Origin of the sequence: Ectothiorhodospira sp. PHS-1, assembly GCF_000225005.1 — a bacterium.
Classification (GTDB): domain Bacteria; phylum Pseudomonadota; class Gammaproteobacteria; order Ectothiorhodospirales; family Ectothiorhodospiraceae; genus Ectothiorhodospira.
In genome coordinates this window covers 1-706 of sequence record NZ_AGBG01000085.1, presented here as the reverse complement: position 1 = coordinate 706, position 706 = coordinate 1, and the positions used below count along the sequence as shown (strand labels likewise).

Here is a 706-nt window from a genome sequence, read left to right as displayed (position 1 = left end):
CGCGGAACTGGTCGTTGGTGAGGGTGAAGCGGTCGTGGACGCCTTTTTTGCGGAACTTCGGATACCTGGCGCGACCAGCAAAGAAGTGCTTGAAGGCTTCACCCAATTGGATGATCGCCATCTGCGGTGCCGTTTTGGTGACCTCCAGCATCCATGGGAACTGCTCGCGCTTGATGGCGTTCAACTGGCGACGAAGCCCCGCCTGAGAGGGCTTGGGCAGACTGCTGTCCTGCTTCCACGCCGCGTACTGGCACTGCCATTCGGCCAACGCCCAGTTGTAGGCGAAACGGGCCGTGCCTGCCGCGCGGGCAAAATAGGTCGCCTGCCTGTTGTTGGGCGCAAGCGCAATCCTGTGGGCACGGATCATGTCGCGTCCTCCACGGCCTTCTTCACGCCGTCCAGCAGCTTCTGGTTCTTGCGCGAGCGGCTGCCGTAGAGTCGGGCGCTGAACACGGTGATGATCTCCAGCACATCTTTCGCCAGGTCTTCCTCAAAGGTCGTATCTTCACCCTGGTTGAGAATCACCACCTCGACCTCCCTGGCTTCGCAGATGGCAAAGACCAACTCGGCCCCGAAGCGCAAAAGCCGATCCTTGTGGGTGATCACCAGTCGCCCGACTTCCCCATCGATGATGGCATCAAGCAGTCGCTTCAAACCTTTCTTGTGATAGTTCATTCCCGAACCAAGGTCGGAAATCAACTCGAAT

Annotated in this window: 2 protein-coding genes; both read right to left on the bottom strand. The window is 58.9% G+C overall.

Annotated features, from left to right (window positions below; translation table 11 throughout):
• Positions 1–367, bottom strand: a 367-nt coding sequence (locus ECTPHS_RS13710) for a helix-turn-helix domain-containing protein (protein ID WP_008933366.1), incomplete at its 3' end; no start/stop codon positions are given.
• Positions 364–706, bottom strand: a 343-nt coding sequence (locus tag ECTPHS_RS13705) for an IS607 family transposase (RefSeq protein WP_008933365.1), incomplete at its 5' end; no start/stop codon positions are given. The genes ECTPHS_RS13710 and ECTPHS_RS13705, both read right to left, overlap by 4 nt.